The sequence below is a fragment of the Alkalimonas amylolytica genome (genome assembly GCF_900107845.1).
Lineage (GTDB): Bacteria > Pseudomonadota > Gammaproteobacteria > Enterobacterales > Alteromonadaceae > Alkalimonas > Alkalimonas amylolytica.
Genome location: NZ_FNRM01000020.1, coordinates 1 through 6,152 on the forward strand (window position 1 = coordinate 1; position 6,152 = coordinate 6,152).

7 protein-coding genes and 1 pseudogene are annotated in these 6,152 nt (G+C 47.8%); 1 reads left to right on the top strand and 7 read right to left on the bottom strand.

Features of this window, described 5'->3' with window-relative positions:
• The 6 genes from BLW37_RS18425 to BLW37_RS18450 form a co-directional block, all read right to left on the bottom strand.
• Positions 1-299, bottom strand: a 299-nt coding sequence (locus BLW37_RS18425) for an RHS repeat domain-containing protein (RefSeq protein ID WP_281248663.1), incomplete at its 3' end; no start/stop codon positions are given.
• Positions 300-613: 314 nt separating this feature from the next.
• Positions 614-826 (bottom strand): hypothetical protein, encoded by a 213-nt coding sequence (locus BLW37_RS18430; RefSeq protein ID WP_091345546.1) that lies wholly within the window; start codon positions 824-826, stop codon positions 614-616.
• Positions 827-870: 44 nt separating this feature from the next.
• Entirely contained in the window at positions 871-1,467 is a 597-nt protein-coding gene (locus BLW37_RS18435) for a hypothetical protein (RefSeq protein WP_091345549.1), read from the bottom strand.
• Positions 1,460-2,503 (bottom strand): RHS repeat-associated core domain-containing protein, encoded by a 1,044-nt coding sequence (locus BLW37_RS18930; RefSeq protein WP_281248664.1) that lies wholly within the window; start codon positions 2,501-2,503, stop codon positions 1,460-1,462. Before BLW37_RS18930 ends, BLW37_RS18435 begins: the two co-directional genes overlap by 8 nt.
• Before the next feature lie 90 nt (positions 2,504-2,593).
• Positions 2,594-3,019, bottom strand: coding sequence for a hypothetical protein (locus BLW37_RS18445; protein ID WP_091345552.1), 426 nt, complete (start codon positions 3,017-3,019; stop codon positions 2,594-2,596).
• Positions 3,016-4,332 carry an RHS repeat-associated core domain-containing protein gene (locus BLW37_RS18450; RefSeq protein ID WP_171907682.1) on the bottom strand — a complete coding sequence of 439 codons (1,317 nt, stop codon included), beginning with the start codon at positions 4,330-4,332 and terminating at the stop codon, positions 3,016-3,018. The genes BLW37_RS18445 and BLW37_RS18450 overlap by 4 nt, the downstream gene beginning before the upstream one ends.
• Positions 4,333-4,353: 21 nt before the next feature.
• Between BLW37_RS18450 and BLW37_RS18780 the strand changes: the two genes are divergently transcribed.
• Positions 4,354-4,605 carry a hypothetical protein gene (locus BLW37_RS18780; protein ID WP_171907683.1) on the top strand — a complete coding sequence of 84 codons (252 nt, stop codon included), beginning with the start codon at positions 4,354-4,356 and terminating at the stop codon, positions 4,603-4,605.
• Positions 4,606-5,060: 455 nt separating this feature from the next.
• On the opposite strand, the pseudogene BLW37_RS18785 reads toward BLW37_RS18780, so the two are convergent.
• Positions 5,061-6,152 (bottom strand): annotated as a pseudogene (locus BLW37_RS18785) (hypothetical protein); the annotation flags it as partial.

The following is a 6,152-nucleotide window of genomic DNA, read 5'->3' on the forward strand; positions in this document are numbered from 1 at the left end:
TCGGTATAACTCATCGGGTTATTCAGCACATAGCTGTAGCGGTTGTAGTTTTGCATATTCAGCGGTGCCTGAATAAAGGGATCAGGCTGCATAAACCGGCCGATAAAGGGGTTGTAGGTGCGCCCACCCATATGCACCACTTCAAAACCCTTCACCATCCGGTGGCCTGTATAGCCCCGGCTATCGCTAGGTAGGCTGAAATTTGCCAGCCCGCTGTGGCTGTGCACGGCAAACTGCCGGCCCCAGGGATCGTAAGTCAGCTGCTGCAGCACCTGTTTGGCTTGCGAGGTTACCGCCACGGTGGAGCCTAAGCCATCTTCCGGCAGGGAAAAGCAGCGTTCATACAGAATGCCGCATTCCCCTGCCTGAGAAACAGAAAATGAGGTTGTAAAAGAGCAAAACCGGTCATTCGTATGCGAACGGCATGAACGGGAACCGGGACAATAATTATCGACTAAATGTTTTGTACTCCACAGGAAAAAAATACAGCCAATACCCTGAACTCTCTCCGCTGGCTACATCTCTAAAAGCTAAATAAAGACGATAATAATCAAACGCACATCCTACTTTTTTTGAGTAAATAGTTGCAAATGCTGCCTGCCTGGATCCGTCTTCATTGCTCTGTAGTCACCAGCGCGCCACAGCACACACCTATCGCTACACCTATTTTCCAATAACGGCGGACAAACTTACTGGCTTTCTTAAACAGATACCCACTGGGATCGGTATAACTCATCGGGTTATTCAGCACATAGCTGTAGCGGTTGTAGTTTTGCGTATTCAGCAGCGTCTGAATAAAGGGATCGGGCTGAATTAACCCACCCAAGTGCGTGAACGATATGAGCTGGACAGCTGCAACCAGCCCTGGAACTACATAAGCACTAACTTACGTTCACTTCCCTTGAAGTTTATCAACATGGGAGTTAACGGTTTTCCATTTACAAACAAACCAGACAACTTTAGCTGAAAATTTTCTGTCGGGGCGATGGTATCAACATCGAATACGGCTTTTACACAAAGATAATATTCATCATGAATAGCAACCGCACCTGCTGGGGTGCCACTTACCTCCATGCAGTCAGCATCGTAAGCAATCAACTTTGGATACGATATTTCAGAAAGCCTAACTTCCATGTTGTTATGAAAAAGTACCAATTGTGCTGGTTCCCAAGCAACCACCTCCGTCGGCTTTGCTTTAATCGCAATAAAAATGGTATGAGGACGAATGGAGGCGACATGAGCCCCCTCAACAGTCTGAATTGGTATTCCCATTACCCTGCTAGTACTGTGAATTGCCTGGGTATTATCAGCTCTAATGTGGAGCTGCACTCCATAGTTACTGAACGGCCACTTGCTAACAGGTTCGCCGTTAATTTCTACAGCACTATAGATTAGATTCTCATGTACAGAGCACCCTGCAATAAAGGCCATTGCCAACATCAAGAAACGACTGTTTTTATTAATCATCTCTATGTAACTCCCGATAATAGTATTTATAACTATTTACACCCAAAGCAACATAATTCATGCTAATTGCTGGCACAATAGTCAACTGATTGGTCATCACACGTCCAACCACGGCCGTATATCCACCTTGATTTGTGTTCCATATACCCAGTGCCCTTTGGGATGTGCCAACAAGTACATCGTGAAATACAGCGCCTGAGTTCATGCCTGGGATATATTTTGCAGTAGGCCCTAGTAAAGCTCCATTTTCATTAAGCCACTTAGGCATGTCATTTTTCACATTTGCAATACCGACATGTGAATAAGCATTTCCACCAGCACCTGTTGCAGCATCACATATATCCAGACACGGATTCCAGATATCCGTTCCTGTATATGTAGTTGGGTCTTGTTTAATAACATGCCCTTCGGATGCCGTCGCATATGCAGGTCGTTCGGTTGTAAACTTTTCTATCCCCAAACTCATTGCTTGTGCAATTGCCGCCAATCGAGCACCTTTACCGCAAGAGCCACCTGACGCCTTGCCAGCGGCACAGCCTCCCAAAGCCGATGCACCTACACGGCGTGCCCCATCAGCCCAGCCGCCTAATTCTCCGTGGCCTGCATAACCACCAGCAGCACCCGATAAAGCTCCGGTAAAGGCTCCTCGTAATGCTCCCTTTGCATTGCCTGTCGCCAGCCCACCTCCGACAAAACCACCAGCAGCCCCTGCGATGCTGCCCACGGCCATCGACCCGGCTGTGGTAAACGTTGCCGTAGTGGTGGCTGTCGCTGCGGTATACCAGGTTGATCCCCACGTGGATACCCAACCAGAAGCTGCACCAGCGGTGAAATAAGTCACACCGATCGCTACACCTATTTTCCAATAGCGGCGGACAAACTTACTGGCTTTCTTAAACAAATACCCACTCGGATCGGTATAACTCATCGGGTTGTTCAGCACATAGCTGTAGCGGTTGTAGTTTTGCGTATTCAGCGGCGCCTGAATAAAGGGATCTGGCTGCATAAACCGGCCGATAAAGGGGTGTATACCCAAGTGGCCTCACCAGCCCGCACATTGCGCTGGCAATATAGTTCGCGGTTTGGGCCATACCAAAACTCGGTTTAGTCGCGGCCCTTCAATAACTTACTTACAAGTCTCATATGTGCTCCATGCAGGCCCTTGAATATTGATAGTTTTCGGTGATGGGCATATGGTTTCTGAAAAAACCTGATAGTCGATATCTAAATTTTGAACAGTCAAGAATTGCTTAATCATATCGTTTGCTATTTCAAATCTCCTTTCGCAAAACTCAGAAAATTGCACATAATAATAATTTCTACTGCTATTAGGGAATGAGATCCCTGCTACGGGATATACAGCATCAGATGCAATAAAATTTGAAAAAGCATTATGGTTAGCTTGAATTGCTTCTCGGCTCAAAGCAGACGTATCAATATGAAATTTAACAATGCAATCGGAGCGGCTGTATAACACTTCGCCTTCGTAACTCTCAGCACTACAAGCAACCACAATAATCACCAAAAAGATGACTGCAACAACGATTTTCATTCACCACCCCACTTATATACCTTTACTTGAACACCAGCAGCATTCCCATGCGGTGATTGATGTGATGGCACCTTTATTAGCCATCTAAAACCATACCTGTTTTCATACCCAGCATCAAAAACCGAAGATGGAGCATAGCCCATCCCTGCATGGCTGCTAAATGCGAAGTTGGGTCCGTGGCGTCTCATAGTAGACAACATATGACCATTCTCATCTAATGGGAATATCGTTATATGCACATGAGTACCATCAGCACCGAGAGTAACGCTATCTAGTTCCACTTTGAGGTATCTGCCAGCATCTATTTCTGAAGATCTACCAGTTCCAATAATAGTAAGTTCATGCTCCCACCCATCTGCATCTTTTGTCGGTTTACTGGTTTCAGCACGTGCGCGGCTATACTGATTATACAAAGCCTGCATAGCCCCAGTGACAGCGCCATTGGCAAATTTTCCACCTGAAATAGCTGATGAGGTGCCGCCAATGGCGGCGGAGACCAGGGTACCTCCAACCATATTCTGCGCAAAATGTGCATCCATAATCGGCGTGCCTAGCCCTTTGGTGACACCTGCAGAAAAGAAGCCATGGCCGAACTTGCCGCCTTGCAAGCTGGCTGTTATCCCGCCCACCATGGCATGGGCGGTGATTTGGCCTGCTATCTGACCGGAGGTGAGGTATAAGTTATTGCCCATACTGCTACCAAAGTGATACAAGCCAGCTCCACCTTCAGTAGCTGCTACTCCTTCGTAGTAGCCACCGATCTGTTGGAAAGACCAGGCCGAACCAAAAGTTATTAAACCAGAACGCACCCCAGCGCCTAAACTTCCTGTCATCGCAAAGCTTTGTGCTCCTGAGTAAGCACCACAAGCTACAGGCCCACCTGTCATACAGACACCTATATGGACTAAGGCATTCAGATACTGATTCCGCCCCAACTCTCGCAGCAGTTTGCGCGTGCCCGTGACTTCCATCAAGCCTTTCAGTGCTTTTTTCACAAAGTTATACCCACTCGGATCGGTATAACTCATCGGGTTATTCAGCACATAGCTGTAGCGGTTGTAGTTTTGCATATTCAGCGGTGCCTGAATAAAGGGATCAGGCTGCATAAAACGCCCAATAAAGGGGTTGTAGGTCCGCCCACCCATATGCACCACTTCAAAACCCTTCACCATCCGGTGGCCGGTGTAGCCTTGGCTATCGCTCGGCAGGCTGTAACCCGCCAGCCCGCTGTGGCTGTGCACGGCAAACTGCCGGCCCCAGGGATCGTAAGTCAGCTGCTGCAGCACCTGTTTGGCTTGCGAGGTTACCGCCACGGTGGAGCCTAAGCCATCGCCATGCAGGTAGTGCACAGTTTCAGTGTTGTTGCTGCGCCGGATTACCTGGGCATTACCGACCCGAAACTTGTGCTCGATGACACCACCCGGCAACTGCACCCGCTCGTACAAACCATCCAGCACCAGGCTGTTGGTCACTTCCCCGCCGCGTACATCGCGCTGGCGATACAGCTCGCGATTGAGGCCGGCCTACAACTTCAATCTGGCGACTTCGCTTTGAAATGTCTTCCTGAAGTCGCTCAACAATTTTGAGTCGATATCGTTGTTTCCAGAATCACACCATCTTGGCTGTTTGCAAGCCGTGACCAAGCTATAGATAAGGCTTCCCTCGTCGAATCCCTTGGAGGTAAACTCCAGAGAGCCATCACTCCACTTCCCCAAATACGTCCCTTCAGAAACCTCAATATCTTCCACCTGCTCAATTAACCTCTGAGATGGCATTTGAGATAGTTTCGATAGATCTTTTGCACACTCTTGCTCTTCAATCCTTCTTGCATCACAAACATGTGCCCTACTTTGGATGGAAAATAAAAGAAACTCTCCACTATCTCGATGGCAAACAAGTGTATATGCAGCGATATTCCTATTTTCAATAACATTTGATGTGCTGCAACCAAATGATGATATTTTGCTGAGCGTTTCGTGGAGTATGTGCTCCTCAGAAGTTGAGCAAAATGAAAAAAGAAACAAGAAATAGAAAAGCCTCATTAACCACCCCCATTAACTATATGATAAATATCATCAACCTTATCTAGCCTCTCTTTATACTCATATGCGCGATAAACGTTCGCTGGTAAAGCAACTTTCATTAATCTCCCTAAAGCTGCATCACCATAAAACTGATGAACACCTTGACCTGCTTGAGCTGCCAACCCCAGAGATTGATTAAGTGCTGTATATGAGAAGTGCCGACTAATTATATACTTGTTTATCTCATGACTTCCTTTGCCCGATGTAAGCATACTCACATCTAATGCCCTTCCAAGCAAAATGGTCTGCTCTGGACTTAAAGCGTCCAGCATTTCTTCAATACTCAGTCTTTGATCTAATATTTTTGCCATTTCTTTAACGGCATTGATCGTTTTCATCTCAGCCCGATAGTTTCTATAATTATTATACAAAGCCTGCATAGCCCCGGTAACAGCGCCATTGGCAAACTTGCCGCCCGCTATCACCGAAGCGGTGCCGCCGATGGTGGCGGAAATCACCGTGCCGCCCACCACGTTTTGCGCAAAGCTGGCATCCATTAGCGGGGTGCCCAGCCCTTTAGTGACACCAGCACTAAAGAAACCATGCCCAAACTTGCCGCCTTGCAAACTGGCGCTAACCCCGCCGACCATCGCATGCGAAAAGATTTGACCGGCTACCTGGCCTGCGGTTAATAGGTTGCCACCAAAATCAAGATAACTCCCAAGCTGGGCACCATTGAATACCACATTATCCACATTAGCGGCACTTAAATCCGAATAAGAGCCGCCAATTTGCTGAAACGTCCAGGCTGTGCCGAAGGTGATTAAACCGCTGCGAAGTCCCGCACCTAAACTGCCGGTCATGGCAAAACTCTGGGCACCGGCATAAGCGCCGCAAGCAACCGGACCGCCAGCGATGCAGACACCAATCTGCACCGCAGCATTTAAGTACTGATTTCGCCCAAGCTCCCGCAGCACTTTGCGTGTGCCGGTGGCTTCCATCACGCCTTTAAGGGCTTTCTTCACAAAGTTATACCCACTCGGATCGGTATAACTCATCGGGTTATTCAGCACATAGCTGTAGCGGTTGTAGTTTTGCATATTCAGCGG